This window comes from Nonomuraea sp. NPDC052129 (assembly GCF_040680095.1).
Taxonomy (GTDB): domain Bacteria; phylum Actinomycetota; class Actinomycetes; order Streptosporangiales; family Streptosporangiaceae; genus Nonomuraea.
Genome location: NZ_JBFAVX010000007.1, coordinates 1 through 18,639, shown reverse-complemented (window position 1 = coordinate 18,639; position 18,639 = coordinate 1). Strand labels below are relative to the sequence as shown.

General features: G+C 69.4%; 14 protein-coding genes and 1 rRNA gene. All 15 read right to left on the bottom strand.

Annotated elements, in window-relative coordinates; genetic code table 11:
• Positions 1 to 2: 2 nt before the first annotated feature.
• On the bottom strand, positions 3 to 305 hold the full coding sequence (rplU, locus tag AB0L53_RS18020) for a 50S ribosomal protein L21 (RefSeq protein WP_357939795.1): 303 nt from the start codon (positions 303 to 305) through the stop codon (positions 3 to 5).
• A 201-nt stretch (positions 306 to 506) separates the two neighbouring features.
• A complete protein-coding gene (locus AB0L53_RS18015) occupies positions 507 to 3,311 on the bottom strand; it encodes an Rne/Rng family ribonuclease (protein WP_363994614.1) in 2,805 nt (934 codons plus the stop codon).
• 143 nt (positions 3,312 to 3,454) lie between these two features.
• The gene (locus AB0L53_RS18010; RefSeq protein ID WP_358557328.1) at positions 3,455 to 4,207 is read right to left on the bottom strand and encodes a TIGR03936 family radical SAM-associated protein; all 753 of its coding nucleotides are present in this window, start codon (positions 4,205 to 4,207) and stop codon (positions 3,455 to 3,457) included.
• A 165-nt stretch (positions 4,208 to 4,372) separates the two neighbouring features.
• Positions 4,373 to 6,283: a TIGR03960 family B12-binding radical SAM protein gene (locus tag AB0L53_RS18005; RefSeq protein WP_363994610.1), complete on the bottom strand. Its 1,911-nt coding sequence runs from the start codon at positions 6,281 to 6,283 to the stop codon at positions 4,373 to 4,375.
• A gap of 20 nt (positions 6,284 to 6,303) precedes the next feature.
• On the bottom strand, positions 6,304 to 6,483 hold the full coding sequence (locus AB0L53_RS18000) for a hypothetical protein (protein WP_357648066.1): 180 nt from the start codon (positions 6,481 to 6,483) through the stop codon (positions 6,304 to 6,306).
• 4 nt (positions 6,484 to 6,487) lie between these two features.
• The gene (gene rodA / locus AB0L53_RS17995) at positions 6,488 to 7,654 is read right to left on the bottom strand and encodes a rod shape-determining protein RodA (protein ID WP_363994607.1); all 1,167 of its coding nucleotides are present in this window, start codon (positions 7,652 to 7,654) and stop codon (positions 6,488 to 6,490) included.
• Positions 7,651 to 9,984: a penicillin-binding protein 2 gene (mrdA, locus tag AB0L53_RS17990; RefSeq protein WP_363994604.1), complete on the bottom strand. Its 2,334-nt coding sequence runs from the start codon at positions 9,982 to 9,984 to the stop codon at positions 7,651 to 7,653. Before mrdA ends, rodA begins: the two co-directional genes overlap by 4 nt.
• Complete coding sequence (gene mreD / locus AB0L53_RS17985) at positions 9,981 to 10,448, bottom strand: rod shape-determining protein MreD (protein ID WP_357939781.1); 468 nt, start codon at positions 10,446 to 10,448, stop codon at positions 9,981 to 9,983. Before mreD ends, mrdA begins: the two co-directional genes overlap by 4 nt.
• Positions 10,445 to 11,323 carry a rod shape-determining protein MreC gene (mreC, locus tag AB0L53_RS17980; protein ID WP_363994601.1) on the bottom strand — a complete coding sequence of 293 codons (879 nt, stop codon included), beginning with the start codon at positions 11,321 to 11,323 and terminating at the stop codon, positions 10,445 to 10,447. Before mreC ends, mreD begins: the two co-directional genes overlap by 4 nt.
• A complete protein-coding gene (locus AB0L53_RS17975) occupies positions 11,323 to 12,354 on the bottom strand; it encodes a rod shape-determining protein (protein ID WP_363994598.1) in 1,032 nt (343 codons plus the stop codon). Before AB0L53_RS17975 ends, mreC begins: the two co-directional genes overlap by 1 nt.
• Before the next feature lie 543 nt (positions 12,355 to 12,897).
• Positions 12,898 to 13,308, bottom strand: a complete 411-nt coding sequence (gene ndk / locus AB0L53_RS17970) for a nucleoside-diphosphate kinase (protein ID WP_214642928.1) — start codon at positions 13,306 to 13,308, stop codon at positions 12,898 to 12,900.
• A gap of 522 nt (positions 13,309 to 13,830) precedes the next feature.
• Positions 13,831 to 15,657: a hypothetical protein gene (locus AB0L53_RS17965; protein ID WP_363994595.1), complete on the bottom strand. Its 1,827-nt coding sequence runs from the start codon at positions 15,655 to 15,657 to the stop codon at positions 13,831 to 13,833.
• A gap of 11 nt (positions 15,658 to 15,668) precedes the next feature.
• Positions 15,669 to 16,007: a DUF4233 domain-containing protein gene (locus tag AB0L53_RS17960; RefSeq protein ID WP_357648052.1), complete on the bottom strand. Its 339-nt coding sequence runs from the start codon at positions 16,005 to 16,007 to the stop codon at positions 15,669 to 15,671.
• Positions 16,007 to 17,296, bottom strand: a complete 1,290-nt coding sequence (locus AB0L53_RS17955; protein ID WP_357941452.1) for a folylpolyglutamate synthase/dihydrofolate synthase family protein — start codon at positions 17,294 to 17,296, stop codon at positions 16,007 to 16,009. The genes AB0L53_RS17960 and AB0L53_RS17955 overlap by 1 nt, the downstream gene beginning before the upstream one ends.
• A 1,255-nt stretch (positions 17,297 to 18,551) precedes the next feature.
• Positions 18,552 to 18,639, bottom strand: a 5S ribosomal RNA gene (rrf, locus tag AB0L53_RS17950); the annotation flags it as partial.

The following is an 18,639-nucleotide window of genomic DNA, read 5'->3' as shown; positions in this document are numbered from 1 at the left end:
GATCAGGCCTGGTCGATACCGGTGATCTTCACCTGGGTGTACCGCTGACGGTGACCCTGGCGCTTCTTGTAACCGGTCTTGTTCTTGTACTTCAGGATGCGGATCTTCGGTCCCTTGGTCTCACCGAGGATCTCGGCGCTCACCAGGAACTTGCCCGCCTCCGTGGTCACATCGCCGTCGTTGACGACGAGGACCGTCGGCAGCGAAACCGAAGTGCCGACCTCGCCGGCGACCTTGTCCACCTCGAGGACGTCACCGACGGAGACCTTCTGCTGCCTGCCGCCGCAACGAACGATCGCGTACACCGCGGAACCCTTCTACTGACTTCTGAATGCTGCGCCCGGCATTCGGTGCTGTCTGGAACCGACGAACCGAGTAGGCGCGCGAACAGGGCGCGCCGCTGGACGCACCGATTCTCAAGAGTACCGGATTAACGGTGCCCTGGTCGAACCGGACGGATCGTCGGGGCAGTCCGCCGAGGAGCGCTCCCTTGCGGGAGCGCCTGGCTACTCGGCTGACTTGGCTCGGCGAGAGCGTCGCCGCCCTCTGCCGGAAGTCTGGCCCGCCTGGTCGTCCTCAGCCGGGACGTCTTCAAGCGCATCGGTCACGGTATCACGGCTACCGGAGTCCTTGGCCGCGGACACCTTGTCCGAGACCGCCTTCTCGATGGCCATCTTGCCCTGAGTGCCGCGTGGCTCCGGCTTGGACTCGACCGGCTCGGTGGAGACGATCAGACCACGCCCGTTGCAGCAGTCACACGGCGTGGAGAAGGCCTCCAGGAGGCCCTGACCGACCCGCTTACGCGTCATCTGGACCAGACCCAGCGAGGTGACCTCAGCCACCTGGTGCTTGGTCCTGTCGCGCGCCAGGCATTCGAGCAGCCGCCGCAGCACCAGGTCGCGGTTGGACTCCAGCACCATGTCGATGAAGTCGATCACGATGATGCCGCCGATGTCGCGGAGCCTGAGCTGGCGGACGATCTCCTCGGCCGCCTCCAGGTTGTTGCGGGTGACGGTCTCTTCGAGGTTGCCGCCCTGCCCGGTGAACTTGCCGGTGTTGACGTCGACGACGCTCATCGCCTCGGTACGGTCGATCACCAGCGAGCCGCCGCTGGGCAGCCAGACCTTCCGCTCCATCGCCTTGCCGAGCTGCTCGTCGATCCGGTAGGACTCGAACACATCGCCCTGCTCGGTGTCCCACTTGGACAGGCGCTCGCCGAGGTGCGGCGCGACATACTTGACGTATTCCTCGACCGTCTCCCACGCCTCCTCGCCCTGCACGACCAGCGAGGTGAAGTCCTCGTTGAAGACGTCGCGGACCACGCGGACGGTCAGGTCCGGCTCGGCCGAGAGCAGCTCGGGCGGGCTGGCCGACTTGGCCTTCTTCTGGATGTTCTCCCACTGCGCCGACAGGCGGGCCACGTCGCGGGCCAGCTCGTCCTCGGAAGCGCCCTCCGCGGCCGTGCGCACGATCACGCCGGCGTTCTCGGGCATGACCTTCTTCAGGATGCTCTTGAGCCGCGTGCGCTCCTTGTCGGGCAGCTTGCGGCTGATGCCGGTCATCGAGCCGTCGGGCACGTACACGAGGTAGCGGCCCGGCAGGCTGATCTGTGAGGTCAGGCGGGCGCCCTTGTGGCCGATCGGGTCCTTGGTGACCTGCACCAGCACTGACTGGCCGGACTTCAGCGCCGCCTCGATGCGCTTGGGCTGACCTTCCAGGCCCGCGGTGTCGAAGTTGACCTCACCGGCGTACAGGACGGCGTTGCGGCCCTTGCCGATGTCGACGAAGGCGGCCTCCATCGACGGCAGCACGTTCTGGACCTTGCCGAGGTAGACGTTGCCGACGTAGGACTGGCTGGCCTCGCGGTTGACGTAGTGCTCGACGAGCACGCCATCCTCCAGCACCGCGATCTGGGTGCGGTCGCCCTGGCGGCGCACCACCATCATCCGGTCGACCGACTCGCGCCGAGCCAGGAACTCCGACTCGGTGATGATCGGCGGACGCCTGCGGCCCAGCTCGCGGCCCTCACGACGGCGCTGCTTCTTGGCCTCGAGCCTGGTGGAGCCGCGCACGCTCGTGACGCCGTCGGCGGAGATGTCATGCCCGGCGGCGCGGCCCGTGCGGGGCGCGCGGATGCGTACGACGGTGTTGGGCGGGTCGTCCCCGGCAGGCTCGGCGCCGTCGTCGGCACCACGGCGCCTGCGACGGCGACGGCGACGGGAACTGGACGCCTCTTCTTCCTGAGGCTCGTCGTCCTGTTCGTCGTCGGACTCGTCGGACTCGTCGTCGGCGTCGTCACGCTCGCGCGCCTTGCCACGGCCCCTGCCGCCACGACGGCGGCGGCGACGGCGGCTGCCGCCCTCTTCCTCCTGCTCGTCGGCGGTGTCGGCCTCCTCGTCGGTGACCGTCTCCGCGGCCTCCTCGGGCTCCGGGGCCGCCTGCTCGGGCTGCGGTTGCGGCTGCGGCTCGGGGCGCCGGGTCGCGGCGGGCTTGGCCTGGGTCGGGTCCGGGGCCTGGAACAGCGGCGCGAAGATGGCGGCGGGGCGCTGGAACGCGGTTCCCTGCTGGCTCTGCGCCCGCGCGGACAGGCCGAACGGGTCGGCGAGCAGGCTCGGCCGGTCGACCTCGTCGAGGTCCTCGCCGGCGGGCTCGTCGTCCAGCGGCTCGTCCTCGGGCAGGAGCTCGGTGACGTCCTCTTCGGCGTCGGCGCTGCCGAGCCGCTCGGCGGCCACCTCACCGACGCCCGCCGCGACCTCGGCGGACCGTCCCGGAGCCGTCTCGACGCTCTCAGCGGCCGCCTCAGGCTCTGTCTTCTTGCGGGTGCGGCGACGCTTGGCCGGGGCGGCCTCGACCGCCTGCTCGCCCCCCTCAGCCGCCTCCCGGGTGCTCACGGCCTCACCGCCGGGGCCGGTCACGCTCTCGGGGACCCCACCGCTGGTGTCCTGCGCGCTCTCCGGCGCCTCGTCCGCGGCCTTCTTGCTGGTACGGCGGCGCGTCGTCGTGGCCGTCGACCGCGTCCTCGCCGCCCTCTTGGGCTTCTCCTCAGTGACGGTGTCGGCGGCCTGCGCCACAGCGTCATCCATGGCCTGCGCCACAGCGGCCTCAACCGGGCTCGTCGGCTCGACCGGGCTCGCGGGCTCGGCCGTAGCGGCCGCGACCGTGGTCGTGACCGTGGGCGACGGCTCCTCTGGCAGCTCGGGCGGCGGTCCCGCCGGCCGGCTCGCGGCACGGCGACGCTTTGTCACCTTGGACTGTTCAGTTGTCTCCCCGCCGGGGCCGTTGGCCCCGCCGTTGGGCTCGTTCTCGAGCATGCGGGCGCTCTCCCGTCAGCTCCCGGGCGCGTCGCCGCGCCGCGCAGGAGCTCTCGTGTCTCGTTGTCCGCCCGCACCCCCAAAAGGGGGCGCAGGCGCCAAGTCCTGTCAGCGGTCGTACCCCGCTCACGCAAGGCACGTCCTTAACCGTCGACCTGCTCACCCGCCGAAACCGCCTCGCCGCCGCGCGTAGTGTCGCGGTCCAGGCCGAGCGGATCGGCAAGCGCACCGGTGCTGGCGTCGAGCGGCCCCTGCGCCAGCCTGGTCACCTCGGGGGGAACCGGCGGCGCGAAGTCGGCCACAAGGCGCAGCCCTGTGAGCACATCGTCGGGTCGTACGGCAGGAATCACGTGCCGAACAACCATGCGCAGTATGACACACGACTGTCCTGGCACCTGAGCTGCGGTTCTGTCTGCTCCCTCGGGAACCTCGAGCCTCAGCACCGCCTCCCGGGCGTCGAAGCGTCGGGGCCCCTTCTTGGTGAGGCGTTCGACCTCCACGGTCTCGGCGGCGAGGAATTTCGCCACCGCCGTCTCCGCGAGCTCCCAGTCGGCGCCGGGCAACCGCACATCCCACTCAGATGCCTCCAAGCGGTCGGCCAGCCCACCAACGGTGGCCTCCACGACGTCGAGCACGTCGAGACCGGGCGGCAGAGAGCCGTCCAGGTCGGCACGGATCCGTCCGGGTTCGCACGGTTTCGTGACGCCGATCTCGAGGTATTCGGCCTCGCTGGCGACGCCGGTCGGTGCCGCGCCCGCATAGGAGATCTTCGGATGGGGTGAGAAGCCCGCACTGAAGGCCACCGGAATGCCGGCACGGCGGACCGCTCTCTCGACGGCCCGCGAGATGTCGCGGTGGCTGGTGAAGCGCAGACGTCCGCGCTTGGCGTAGCGCACACGCAGGCGCTGCACCGTAGGCGCGGGCGGGGGCCCATCGGGAACAGGTTTCAGAGCTGGTCGTCCTTCCCGTGTAAGTGTTTCCTTCGTCTCAGGATATGCCGCTCCGGAGACTCAACGTCCCAGATCATGTACGGCGAGGTACGGGCCGCGCACTCAGCGCGGCTAGACCACCGTGAGAGGAAGAAGTTTCTTACCCGTCGGGCCGATCTGGATCTCCGTCCCCATGGTCGGGCAGACGCCGCAGTCGTAGCACGGGGTCCAGCGGCAGTCCTCGACCTCGGTCCCGGACACGGCCTCCTGCCAGTCCTGCCAGAGCCATTCGCGGTCGAGCCCGGCGTCGAGGTGGTCCCAGGGCAGAACCTCATTCTCCTCGCGCTCGCGCACGGTATACCAGTCGACGTCGACGCCGGCCTTCTCGGCCGCGGCCATCCAGCGCTCGTAGGAGAAGTGCTCGCTCCACCCGTCGAAGCGCCCGCCGTCCTCCCAGACGGCCCGGATCACCGCGCCGACCCGGCGGTCACCGCGCGAAAGCAGGCCCTCCACGATCGACGGCTTGCCGTCGTGGTAGCGGAAGCCGATGGCCCGGCCGTAATTCTTGTCGCCACGCAGCGAGTCACGCAGCGCCTTGAGCCGCCGGTCGACGGTCTCGTGGTCGGCCTGGCTCGCCCACTGGAACGGCGTGTGCGGCTTGGGCACGAATCCGCCGATGGAGACCGTACAGCGGATGTCGCGCGAGCCGGTGATCTCGCGGCCCGCCTTGATGACCTTCTTGGCCAGGTCGGCGATGCCGAGCACGTCCTCGTCGGTCTCGGTGGGCAGCCCGCACATGAAGTAGAGCTTCACCTGCCGCCAGCCCTGGGAGTAGGCGGTGGTGACCGTGCGGATCAGGTCTTCCTCGGTGACCATCTTGTTGATCACCCTGCGCATGCGCTCGGACCCGCCCTCCGGGGCGAAGGTCAGGCCGGAGCGCCGGCCGTTGCGGGAGAACTCGTTGGCCAGGTCGATGTTGAACGCGTCGACGCGGGTCGAGGGCAGCGACAGCGAGGTGTTGGTGCCTTCGTAGCGGTCGGCCAGGCCCTTGGCCACCTCGCCGATCTCGGAGTGGTCGGCGGACGACAGCGACAGCAGACCGACCTCGTTGAAGCCGGACTCCTTGATGCCGTTCTCGACCATGGCGCCGATCGTCGTGATCGACCGCTCGCGGACCGGACGGGTGATCATCCCCGCCTGGCAGAAGCGGCAGCCGCGCGTGCAGCCGCGGAAGATCTCCACGCTGAACCGCTCGTGCACGGTCTCGGCCAGCGGCACCAGCGGCTTCTTCGGATAGGGCCACTCGTCGAGGTCCATGACCGTGTGCTTGTGCACCCGCCACGGCACGTCGGGCCTGTTGGGCGCGACCCGCGTGATGCGGCCGTCGGGGTGGTAGTCGACGTCGTAGAACTTCGGCACGTAGACGCCGCCGGACTCGGCCAGCCGCATGAGCAGCTCGTCGCGCCCGCCGGGGCTGCCCTCGCCCTTCCACTCGCGGATGACCTCGGAGATGGCGATCGCGATCTGCTCGCCGTCGCCGAGCACGGCGGCGTCGAGGAAGTCGGCGATCGGCTCGGGGTTGAAGGCCGCGTGACCGCCCGCCAGCACGATCGGGTCGTTGTCGCCGCGCTCCACCGCCAGCAGCGGGATGCCGGCGAGGTCGAGCGCGGTCAGCATGTTGGTGTAGCCGAGCTCGGTGGAGAACGACAGGCCCAGCACGTCGAAGGCGCGCACCGGCCGATGGGCGTCCACGGTGAACTGCGGGATGCCCTCCGCACGCATGAGCGCCTCGAGGTCGGGCCAGACGGCGTAGGTCCGCTCGGCCAGCGTGGCGGGCAGCTCGTTGAGGATCTCGTAGAGGATCGCGACACCCTGGTTGGGCAGCCCGACCTCATAGGCGTCCGGATACATCAGCGCCCACCGCACGTCGGTGGAGTCCCAGTCCTTCACGGTCGAGTTGAGCTCACCCCCGACATACTGGATGGGCTTCTGCACCTTGGGCAGCAGCGCTTCCAGGCGGGGAAAAATCGACTCGACAGTCATGGCACCCAGACTAGCGGCGCTCAGACCGTGGCAGGTCCCGGGATGTCGATGTCGTTGCCGCTGAGGACGATCAGCTTGTGTCCCTCATAGCAGGTCAGCTCGATGGCGATGACCCCGCTGGCGAGGTTGTGCACGGCGGTGATGTGGCTGGCGGGCAGGAGGAAGCGCTCCTCGCACTCGTCGCAGTAGGCCAAGAACATACTGTCAATTAAACGACTGTTCGCGGATCCGGATCGACTGTAGAAGCCCAATCGAGATGAGATTGGCGAACGTGGCCGTGCCGCCGTACGAGACGAACGGCAGCGGCAGCCCGGTGATCGGCATGATGCCGATGGTCATGCCGATGTTGACGAAGGTCTGGAACGCCAGCCAGCACACGATCGTCCCGGCCACGAGCGTGCCGAACCTGTCCTCGCACAGCCGGGCAATCCTCAGCCCGCGCACCAGCACCACGCCGAGCAGCAGCACCACGGTGAGCGAGCCGAGGAACCCGAACTCCTCCCCCGCGACCGTGAAGATGAAGTCGGTGTGCTGCTCGGGCACGAACCGGCCGGTCGTCTGCCCGCCGTCGAAGAGCCCCTTGCCGAACAACTGCCCCGAGCCGATGGCGATCAGCGACTGCGTGCTGTTGTAGCCGACGCCGCGCGGGTCGACGCGCGGATCGAGAAAAGCGGTGAACCGCGCGACCTGGTAGGGCTCCAGCATCCCGAACGCGAACACGCAGAACACCCCGGCTCCGGCGATCAGCGTCAGCAGGATGATCCACCTCTTGCGCACTCCCGCGATCACCAGTCCGGCGGCCGTGATCACGGCCAGCACGAGCGTGGTGCCGAGGTCGGGCTGCAACATCACCAGCCCCATCGTCAGCAGCGCGGCGAACAGCGCCAGCCAGACGTCGAGCCCGCGCGGCCGATCACTGCCCTCGCCGGGCTGGGCCAGCAACATCGCGATGATGAGCAGCAGGCCGAGCTTGGCGAACTCCGACGGCTGCACGGCGAAGCCGCCGCCCAGCAGGATCCACGAGTGCGAGCCGTTGATCGTCGCACCCAGCGGTGTGATCACCAGTCCCAGGCCGACCAGCGAGAGCATGAACGCCAGGGCCGCGTACGCCCGCATCGCCCGATGGTCGATGACGGTCACGGCCGCGCAGAGCAGCGTCCCGATGGCGAGGTTGAGCATGTGCTTCTTGACCAGCCCCGTGGAGCCGGGCGCCCACGTGCGGGTCGACGACCAGACCAGCAGCGTGCCGATCACGCAGAGCGCGGCCACCGCGACCAACATCACCCCATCGAGCCGCCACATGGCCGACTGCGCGCCCACCGCCCGCCGGGCGAACGAGCGCCGCCCGCCCATCAGCGTGCGGTCCATCATCCTCCCGCCTCCGTGCCGCCCTCCTTCTTGGTGCCCTGGCTCTTGCCGTCCTTCCGTATGCCGTCCTCCCCTGTTCCGCCCGCCACGGTGCCACCCGTCCCCGCGTCACCTGTCTCCGCGCCGCGTTTCCCCGCGCCGCCCGTACCCGCGCCGCGTTTCTCCGCGCCGCTCTTCCCCGCGTCGTCTGCCCCCGCGCCGTCTGTCCCAGGGCCGTCTGTCCCGGAGCCATCTGTCCCGGGGCCGCTCGTGCTCGCGCCGCCCGCCACCGCGCCATCGGTCGTCTTACCATCGGCCACCGTGCCGTCGGCCGAGATCTTCGGCAGCTTGGACACCGGCCGGCCCGCGGGCAACGCGGGCTTGTTCTTGGCGAAGCCGAAGATGCCCTCGTAGATCTCACGTGCGGCGGGCGCGGCGGTGGAGGCGCCCATCCCGCCCTGCGAGACCATGACGACCACGACGAAGTGCGGGTCGTTCGCCGGTGCGAACGAGGCGAACCAGGAGGTGTCCTCCTTGCCCCACACCTCCGCCGTGCCGGTCTTTCCGCCGATCCGCACCTTGTCCATCGGGAACCCGGCGAACGCCCCCGCCGCGGTGCCGTCGGAGGGCACGTCACTGAGCGCGTCCTTGATGTAGAGGCGCTCCTTCTTCGACAGCGGCAGCTTGCCGACCACCGGTACGTCGATCCGCCTGACCAGCGCGCCGTCGGGCCGGACCGTGGCCCAGCCGATGCGCGGGCTGCGCAGCTTCCCGTCGCTCACCAGCGCCGCGTACGCCCTGGCCAGCTGGAGCGGCGTCACCAGCACGTCGCCCTGGCCGATCGAGAAGTTGGCCGAGTCACCCGCCCGCAACAGGAAGCCTTCGAGGCAGTTCTCGTTGGCCAGCCGCTTGAGGAACTCCGCCCGCGACTTGTCGGCCACCTCCGGGTAGCCGCTCTTGGCGCGCCGGCAACTGGTGCCGCTCGTCTGGGCCCACATGTTCTTCTTCCAGGTACGGTCCGGGATGCGCCCGGCCGACTCGCCCGGCAGGTCGATCCCCGTCGGCTTGCCGAACCCGAACGCCTTGGCCGTGTTGGCGAACACCTCCTTCGGCGCCTTCTTCGGATTGAGCCCGCCGTCCTTCAGCCACTGGTCGTAGCCCGCCCGGTAGAAGATCGTGTCGCATGACTTGACCAGGGCGGTGTGCAGGTTCATGGAGCCGAGGCCGATGCCGTGGAAGTTGTGGAAGGCCCGGTCGCCGACCATGACCGCCCCCGGGCAGTCGTACGTGCCGTTCAGCGGATAGCCCGCCCGCAGCATCGACGTCACCGACGACACCTTGAACGTCGAACCGGGCGCGAACATCCCGTTCAGCGCCCGCGACACCAGCGGCTTGCCCGTGGCGTCCGACAGCAGCCGCTGGTAGCCGCGGTCGGAGATCCCACCCGCCCAGACGGCCGGGTCGTAGCCGGGCATGCTGGCCAGCGCGATCACCCGGCCGGTGTCCGGTTCGAGCACGACCGCCGCGGCGCCGTCCGCCTTGGGGGCGTTCTTCATCGCGTGCTGCAACGCCTGCTCGGCCAGGTCCTGCACGCGGGCGTCGATGCTGGTGACCAGGTTGTCGCCGCTGACGGGCGCCACCTGCTCCTCCACTCCGATGGCCTTGCCCATCCGGTCGACCTGCACCCGCCGCAGCCCGGCCTTGCCGCGCAGCTCGTCGTCGTAGATGTACTCGAGACCGTCGCGCCCGACCAGGTCGACGCCGGAGAAGGCGGCCTTCAGCCCTTCTCGCTTGGCCAACTCGGCCTCGGTGACCGGCTGCAGGTAGCCGAGCATCTGCGCGCCGGCCTTGCCTCCGGGGTACTGCCTGACGGACTGGATCTCGGCGGAGATGCCGGGAAACTCCTCCTGCCGCTCCAGGATCTGCAGCGCCTGACGGGTGTCGGCCCGCTCCTCCACCGGGATCGGCTGGTACGGCGAGCCGGTCCAGCAGGGCTTGGTCACCCCGGGCCCGCACGGCGTGATGCGCTTCTGCAACTGCTTGACCGGCTGGCCCAGCACCTCGCTGAGCTTGCGCAGCACCGGAACCCCCTGCTCGGGCATCCTGATCAGCCCGGTCCGGTCGACCGAGACGACCAGCGAGGTCTGGTTGCGCACCAGCTGCCGCCCGGAGGAGTCGAGTATCTGCCCGCGCACGGCCGGCACGATCACCGACCGCGTCCTGGTCTCCGTGGCCCTGGTGACCAGCTCCTGCCCCCGCACCACCTGCACCTGCCAGAGCCGCAGGCTGAGCACCGCCAGCACACCCATCACGATCACCTGCAGCACGACCAGCCGGGTCCGCATCCTGATCATTGCGGGAACCTCGGGTGCGGCCTCTCACGGGTGACCAGCCAGATCGCCAGCGGCGAGAGGATCAACGTGTAGACGACGGTCACCGGCACCTGCTCGGTCAGCGTCGAGAGCGTCACCCGCGGATCGGCGATCAGCCCGCCGAGCGCCGCCGACACCAGCGGCGCCATCAGCACACACAGGACGACGGTGGTGGCCGGGCCGCCCACGCCTCGCCCGGCCACGTAGCCGACCAGCGCGAACACGAACGCGTACTGGCCCACCAGATGCGCCGTGGGCGGCACGATGTCGACCAGTAGTCCCGCGCAGAACCCGATGATCGCCCCCGCCGCCGGCCCGCGCAGCAGCGCCATCGCCACCACGACGAGCAGCACCACGTCGGGCGCTCCCCCGGCCGGCAGCGGCAGCCGGTTGATGAGCATGACCTGCAACAACACCGCCGCCAGCACGCACAGCCCAACGATCATCGCGGCTCCTCCTTGGGTGGTAGCACGGCGTCTCTCGGGTCTTTCGCCGGCGCCCCCACCACCACGCCGACCACGTCGAGCGCGGTCAGATCCGCGTACGGCCTGGCGTAGGCGATGCGGGTCAGCTCGCCCGGCGTCGCCTCCACCCGCTCGATCACCCCGATCGGCACCCCGGCAACGTACGGCGCGCCGCGCTGGGAGCCGAAGCTGACGATGCGACTGCCACGAGTGATCGCCGCCGTCGAGTCCAGCAGCCGGAACCGCACAAGCCGCCCGTTCTCCCCCACCCCGTGCACGACGCCGATCTCCTGACCGCCTTCGAGCCGGGCACCGGCGGCCGAGCCCGGGTCGCTGATCAGCACCACGGTCGAGCTGTCGGCGGACGCCTGGATGACCCGGCCGACCAGCCCTTCACCGTTGAGCACGGTCATCTCGGGGCGTACGCCGTCGGCGGTGCCGACGTCGATCTCGATGGCGTCCTCGAAGCCGGGCTGGCCGCGCCTGGCGACCACGTTCGCGGTCACGATCTTGTAGCCGCCGAGCCCCGCCACGCCGAGCAACCGCTTCAGCTCGGCGGCGCGCGCGGCGTCGAGCCGGCCCGCGGCCAGACCGGCCCGCAGCCTGACGTTCTCCGCTTTGACCCGGTCGAGCTCGGCCTGGGCGGCGGGGGCGTTGACGATGGCGTGGAAGAAGCCGCCGACCGGCCGGACCACGGAGCCGCCGACCTGCTCGACCGTACCGAAGAACCACGAACCGGCCGTGCGCAGCGGCCACAGCGGCGAGGCCGCGCCGGCGCGGTGGTCGACGGTCAGGATGACCAGCGCCACCGTGAGCAGCGTTCCGAGGATCAGCCGGGCGTGGCGGGAGTCTCTCATCAGCGACGTGACTCCGGTACGAGCACCTGGTGCAGCGCCTCGAACTCCTCGACGCACTTGCCCGAGCCGAGCGCCACCGAGTCGAGAGGGTTCTCGACGAGGTGGACGGGCATGCCGGTCTCGGTCTTGATGCGTTCGTCCATGCCCTTGAGCAGCGCACCCCCGCCGGTGAGCGCGATGCCCCGGTCCATCAGGTCGCCGGACAGCTCGGGCGGGCACTTGTCGAGCGTGACCTTGACGGCGTCGACGATGGTGTTGACCGACTCCTCCGTCGCCCTGCGGATCTCCTCGCCGGACACCACGACCGTCTTCGGCAGGCCGCTCACCAGGTCACGGCCGCGGATCTCGGCGTGCAGGTCCTCGCCAATGGGACACGCCGAGCCGATGGCCATCTTGATCTCCTCCGCGGTGCGCTCGCCGAGCATGATCGAGAACTCCTTCTTCGCGAAGGTGATCACCGCTTGGTCGAGCTCGTCACCGCCGACCCTGATGGACTGGCTGGTCACCACACCGCCCATGGAGATGATGGCTACCTCGGTGGTGCCGCCGCCGATGTCGACGACCATGTTGCCCGTCGGCTCGTGCACCGGCAGCCCCGCGCCGATCGCCGCGGCCATCGGCTCTTCGACGATGTAGACCTTGCGGGCCCCGGCCTGGTATCCGGCCTCCTTCACCGCCCGCTGCTCCACCCCGGTGATGCCGCTGGGCACGGCGATGATGATGCGCGGCTTGGCGAAGTGCCGCCTCTTGTGCACCCGCTGGATGAAATAGCGCAGCATCCGCTCGGTGACATCGAAATCGGCGATCACACCGTCTTTGAGCGGCCGGACGGCCACGATGTTGCCCGGCGTCCGGCCGATCATGCGTTTGGCCTCGATGCCGACCGCGACGATCTTCCCGGTGGCAGTGTTGATCGCGACGACCGACGGCTCATTGAGCACGATGCCCCGGCCGCGCACGTAGACCAGCGTGTTGGCGGTGCCGAGGTCGACCGCCATATCACGGCCGAGAAACGCGAGCTTGCTGCCCATGGGGAACGGAGCCTTCCGTAACGTCGTTCGCGAATGACTACGGATCGAATTCGAATCGTAACGTGACGTTACCCACCAGGGCGCGCAATGAGCCCCCTGTGCCCCACAAATTCTTCAGCCCATCCGGAAGCCCCGATGTCGCCGCAGGCGAAGGACAACATTGGGCCTCCGTCTTGCACCGTTTTGACCCACCCGCCGTCGGCGGCCGATCATCGGGCGCCTGGGGATCTAACTCCTCTGTACCGTGGCCGGCCCAATCCACGGAAGACGGCCCACAGCGCGCACGTCACGGCGCCCGGCCCCCTCCGCCGGAGGAGCGTGCCCCTGGACAGGCGCCGGCCCCGTGCGGCGGGCGGGGTGCACCGGGCTTGCCGTACAAGATCGCAAAAAGCCTGTCATATCCCCGCCGCACACTGGCACTCACGGCCGGGTGGACCGGGCAAAAATTGCGCAAAAAAAGCGCCCGCCATCATGGCGGGCGCTCGGCACCTCAGAGACGTCAGAGAAGCGGAGACGTCAGAGAGAGCAGGAGAAGCGGGAGAGCTAGAACCGGTCCGGGAAGAAGATCTTGATCTCCCGCGCGGCCGACTCGGGCGAGTCGGAGCCGTGGACGATGTTCTCGCCGATCTCCAGCGCGTGGTCGCCGCGGATCGTGCCAGGCGCCGACTTGACCGGGTCCGTGAGCCCCGCCAGCGCGCGGAACGCCTCGACGGCGCGCGGCCCCTCCAGCACCAGCGCGACCAGCGGCCCCGAGGTGATGAACTCGACGAGCTCGCCGAAGAACGGGCGCTCGGAGTGCTCGGCGTAGTGGGCCTTGGCGGTGTCGACGTCGAGAGTTCGCAGGTCCATCGCAGCGACCTTCAGGCCCTTGCGCTCCACGCGGGCGATCACGTCACCGATGAGGCCACGCTTCACCCCGTCGGGCTTGATCAGGACAAGAGTGCGCTCGGACACTTGAGGTTCTCCTTCGAACAGGGTGTGGTTCGGGGCTGCGGCCACATGCACCGGCTTGGCTCCACGGGGGATCGGCCCGGGGGCGCAGGCCCTCGCGTCGAGGTGGCTGCGGCTCAGCTTACCGCCCACGACGGCTCCCCCGTTTCCCCGCGACCGAGCCCCATCAACACCGCCCACGTCGGCACGCCTCGCGCCAGCCACACCTGTACAGGCCTCGCTCGGCAACGCACCATCGACCAACGGCCTGGGAGGTGGCCCTCCACAGAACCCGCTCCTACGGAGCGGTCCCACACGGTGGTCCTACTGGCCAGCCGTACGCGGGGACCTACGGACCGGGTCCGGCGGGCCAGCCCCAGGCGGTGGTCCTATAGGCCGGTGCTACGGACCGGTCCTACAGGCCAGCCGCACGCGGGATCCTACGGACCGGCCCTTCGCGGGGTCCTATGGGTCGTGCCTCGGGCCGCTCCGGCGGGCCGGCGCAACCCGGTGGTCCTATGGGCCGGTGCTACGGATGGGTCGGTGCTATGGAGTGGTGTCCTCGGGCGATTGAGCCTGAGGCGGGACAGGTGGGACAGGACCGGTCACCTCACCCACCCCCTCCACACTCGCGACATTCCGGTCAGCCGCGCCGGAGGAGTCGGGCGACACGGGGACGCGTGGTATCGCCCCGGCAGGCCGATCCTCTGCCCCGGCTGCCGGCTGGGCAGGCACCTCCAAGGCGTCCACCGCCATGGGCGACCCGCGGCGCTCAGACCGGCGGCTCCGCACCGTAGGGACCGCCGTCTCAGCGGCTGAACCTCCCTCCGCCGCCTCCACGCCCACGTCCGCACCCGTGGAAGTCCCCGAAGAGACCGAAGACGCTGAATGACCGTCTGCATCCGGCGAAGGCGCCGATGACGGCGAACGCCCCGAATCACCGCCCGTCGGCTCGGCCGCTTCATCTGCCTCATCTGCTTCATCTGCTTCATCGGCCGGAGCCGCGCGCCGCGAGAGCAGCTCCGCCAGAACGATGACCGCGACCACCAGGAACCCGCCGATCAGCGACCACAGATGCAACGTGCCCACGAACCGATCCACCAGCTGCTGCGCCACCGTGACCCCGCGCAGCATCATCAACTGCACCCCGGTAGCCAGCAGATAACCGGCCAGCACACCGGGAAAACAGAGCGCCAGGCCGAACAGCGCCGCCCCGATGCCCGACTGACTGAGCGCGGACGTGAGCGCCACCGCCGCGCCTGCCGCCAGCAGAGTGAACGGGATCACCAACACGAGCCCATCGGCGGCCGGCACCAGGACGCGCACCGAGCACAGACCTACCACCATCGCCAGCAGCCCCATCGGCGCGAGCCACCGCGCTCCGGCGAACAGCCGCACCGCGATGGCGGAGGCCAGCCCCAGCACACCCGCCACCACGAACGGGATCCACAGCCCGGTCATGCCCGGACCGCCGAGGCCACGCATCTCCACGTAGGTGATCTGGGCCAGGCTCGGGAGCAGCACGATGCCGACCGCGACCATGACGTACGCCAGTGTGCGGCCCTCACGGCCGCCGAAGGAGGCCATCACGAGCAGCGCGACGACCGCCAGCACGGCCAGCAGGATGACCAGGCCGGGCCCCCACTCCTCACTCGCGGTGCTGATGGCCACCACCGAGATGCCCACCGCGGGGACGCTCGCGAGCAGCAAGCGGCTGCGTTCGGCGGCCCGTGGCGACGGCATCGGCGGCTGGCCCTGCAGCAGCCAGACGACGAAGTAGACCGCTGCCAGCGCGAGCGCGATGCCCGTCAGCAGCGGGTACGGCTGGAGCGTGATCTTCCAGTCGCTCACCTGGTCGAGCGGCCACAATGCGAGCGCCTGGGCGGTGAGCAGGCTGAACGCGAGCATGCCGGTCCAGATCGCCCGCAATGCCATGGAACGCTCCCAGGCCGCGACCAGCGTGGCCGGGATGAGCAGGCCCGCGCCGATCCCGTGCAGCACGCGCAGCGTCGCCACCAGGAACGTCGAGCCCGCGAATCCGCCCGCGACGTCGGCCAGCGCGAGCACCGTGAGCCCGCCGAGCAGCATGTGGGGGACCTTGACGTGGCGCAGCGCCACCGCGGCGAGCGGCACCGTGAGGATCATCGCCGGGAGTGCCAGCCCGTGCGCGCGCATGAGCGCGAGCTTGTCGAAGCCCTCGGGCAGCAGACCCGAGACCACGGACACGGTGTTGGGGATCGCGAGCATCGCCAGTGGCAACGCGACGATGATGAGCAGCCCGAGCACCGAGTCGAGCAACCATGGGAACCTGACGCGTGCGGTGGGTCCCGCGCTGTGTGCGTTCGGGGACCGCTGGATCGGGGGGACGGCCATGTTCGCCGACTTTAGCGGGAAGTCACGCCCTCGACACGGCGAGCGACGAATATCGCGGTAATCCATAGCGCCGCGAAGATCACCCCTAGGAAGAACATCGTCGGCACGAGGAACCCCGTGCCTATGGCCAGGACCTGCAGGATAGTGCCTGCGACGTACGCGAAGGGCCGCTTGAGCAGCCCGGCGACGATCACGCACAGGACCGCCAGCCCGATACCGACAGTGACCGCCACCGCCGTCTGAACGCCGCTGTTGATCGCCACCGGCGTAATCAGCGCGGCGACGATGGCCTCCATGCCGAGGACGCTGGCGCCGAGCCGGCGCATGCCCGGGGTGACCTGGAAGTTCATCACACACTCCCCGCCTTGAGCAGGTGACGCGCGTCCCCGGCCGTCACGACCGAGCCGGTGATGAGCACACCCGTGCCGCTGAACTCACCCTGGGCGTCGGCGATGCCGATGCCCATGTCGATGGCCTCGTCGAGGCGTTCGACGACCCGCACCCTGTCCTCTCCGAACAGCGGTATGGCCACCTCCGCCAGCTCGGCGGGCGACATCGACCGAGGCGAGGAGTTACGCGTGACGACGATCTCGTCGAGAATCGGCTCCAGCAGGTCGAGCAGGGTAGCCACATCCTTGTCACGCATCACCGCGACGACGCCCACGACCTTGGCGAAGTCGAACGCCTCCTGCATGCCCTCGAGCGACGCCTGCATGCCGCCGGGGTTGTGCGCCGCGTCGACGACGACCGTGGGATTGCGGCGCAGGATCTCCAACCGGCCCGGTGAAGACGCCCCCGCGAACGCCTGGCGTACGAGCTCCACGTCGAGCGGATCGTCACCCCCTGTCAGAGCCTCCACAGCGGCCAGTGCGCAGGCCGCGTTGCTCGCCTGGTGCTCCCCATAGAGAGGCAGGTAGACCTCCTCGTAGACGCCCTTGAGGCCCCGCAGGGTGAGCAGCTGTCCGCCCATCGCCACCTCGCGGGCGAGCACACCGAACTCGAGCCCTTCGCGAGCGACCACCGCGCCGACGTCGACGGCCCGGCGCATCAGCACCTCGGCGGCCTCGAGCTGCTGCTGGGCGAGTATGGCCGTGGCGCCGGGCTTGATGATGCCCGCCTTCTCCCCGGCGATGCTCGGGATGTCGGGCCCGAGCCGGTCGGTATGGTCGAGCGAGATCGGAGTGACGACGGCGACGGTGCCGTCCGCGACGTTCGTCGCGTCCCAGGAGCCGCCCATGCCGGCCTCGACGACCGCCACGTCCACCGGAGTGTCAGCGAACGCGGCGAAGGCCATGGCCGTGAGCAACTCGAAGAACTGGATCCGCCGCCCCTGCGTGTCGGCGAGCTCAACGTAAGGGGCGATCTCCTCATATACCTGGGCGAACCGCTCCTCGCTCAGCGACTCGCCGTCAACGGTGATGCGCTCGCGCACCGAGACGAGATGTGGGCTCGTGAACCGGCCCACGCGCAGATTGCGCTCCTTGAGCAGCGCCTCGGTCAAGCGCGCCGTGCTCGTCTTACCGTTCGTGCCCGCTATGTGTACGACAGGGTATGCCTGCTGCGGCGAGCCGAGCAGGTCCATGAGAGCCGCGATCCGGTCCAGCGTCGGCTCGAAGTCCCACTCGACGCCTCGCTCCATGATCGCGCGTTCAACCGCACGAAAGTCCACCCCTCAACCCTACTGACCGTACGGAGCGCTCTCCCACGCCACCGCCTGATGATCAGCGGTTTCGGTGCCTGGCTTTGCCGACAATGGGCTGGCAACTCGCGGTACGCGGCCCGCACGGCCGACGGCTTGTGTCGTCAGTGCCCGCCGTCTGCCGAACGGTCCCCCACCCGTGCCCCCCATGGCCGACTGTCGGATGGTCACCCCCCGTGGTCCTCCATCATTACCGGCCCCCATCAACTCCCCGTCGATCTGAATCTGTGTGCCGCGAACCGGAGGGCAGGGTCGCGGGCATTTCCTCCACAACATCGCTCCGCACGCTCGAAGAGACTGCAGAGGACGAGGAAACCCACGATGACGAGACCGTGGATCACCGGTCTCAGACGTCAGCCGCAAATCCCGACGGCCTACCTGAGGTTCCCCATGCCACACGGGAAAGGCGGCCGTCCAGAAACCACACCGCGCGGCTCCGGCTCGCGCCACCCTCGGTCCAAGCCGCTTGAGGTCTCGTCGAACTCGCCCGTGGTGTGGGACCTCATCCGAGGGCTGCCCCGTTGCCGCCGGTAAGCACCTCTCGCCCCCGACGAGCACCTCCGCAAGACACAGGAACGCAAAAGCGGCCCCCCACACCAAACCGTCCCTCTCCCGCCGTCGCCGTCCCTCCGGCAGCCCGCATCCAGGCCGCCTCGTGCGGTCCGAACTCTCCAGGCCCGAGAACAGCGCGAGGCCCGGGAACGGCCCCTAACCCCACAACGCAAAAATGGCCCCCACGCGCCAAGCCGTCCCTCCAGCGCCTTCGACGCGGCTTCAGCAGGCCGCCTCGTGCGGGCCGAGCCCTCCAGGCCCCGAGAACGGCGCGAGGCCCGGGAACGTAGAAATGCCCGGGAACGGCAATGCCCGGAAACGGCGCCTGACCCCATAACGCAAAAAAAGGGGCCCCACGCCCAAGACGTGAAACCCATCGCCGTGAACAAGCCTTAGCGCGCTGCCCGCCCGTAAGCCCTGAACGGCCCCAGCGCGTCACCGCCCTCCCGCACAGCCCTTCCGCACGCCCGACCCCCAGGAACGCCCCGGAAGGACCCGGAACGCAAAAGAAGGGCCCCACACGCGCAACGCGCAAAACCCCACAACGCAGAAAAGGGCCCCCACGCGCCACGCGCAAGGCCCCGCAACACGAAAAAGGGCCCCACGCGTATGCGTGGAGCCCAATTTCCGCAATCTAAAGATTGTCCGGCGGTGACCTACTCTCCCACACCCTCCCGAGTGCAGTACCATCGGCGCTGGGAAGCTTAACTTCCGGGTTCGGAATGTAACCG